Annotated in this window: 1 pseudogene; it reads right to left on the minus strand. The window is 45.0% G+C overall.

The features are described from left to right. A pseudogene (locus ACFINF_RS09550) lies at positions 1-533 on the minus strand (phage tail protein); the annotation flags it as partial.

Raw genomic sequence — 533 nt, forward strand, 5'->3', positions numbered from 1 at the left:
AGCACTGGTCCTGAAAGAGCGAAAGCAAGCCTGATAAAAACTGCGCTTACTATGGCTAGTGATGTAAGCAGCCAGCCATTGATTTTGTCCCAATTTTTGTAGAGCAAATATCCAGCGCCTACAAGAGCTGCGATGCCGCCAATTAGCCACCCGATAGGTGTCGTCATAATTGTGATACCAAGGCTAACAAACGCTGCTCCTACTGCGGCTAATGCGGCAATGAGTGGACCAAAAATGAACGAACCAAGTGCCACAAGTCCTACCTTGAAAAGGGTTATTTCACCAACCAAAGGCTCCATCCATTGGAACCAGCCTTTAATTCTCTCTGTGAGATCACTGATGCCTTTTCTCAAATCAGAGGTAGGATTAAGCAAATCATTAAGGACTTTTTTTAAGGTTTTTGCCCAGCTCGCAACGGTTGTTTGAATGAGGTCGCGGTTTTCATCAATCAGGCGAGAAAAACCGTCAATCATATCATTAATCACGGGCATGAAACGGGCGCCAATAAAGCTCGCGATACCGCCTATTTTTTT

It is taken from the genome of Bartonella sp. TS25HLJMH (assembly GCF_042193505.1).
Classification (GTDB): domain Bacteria; phylum Pseudomonadota; class Alphaproteobacteria; order Rhizobiales; family Rhizobiaceae; genus Bartonella; species Bartonella grahamii.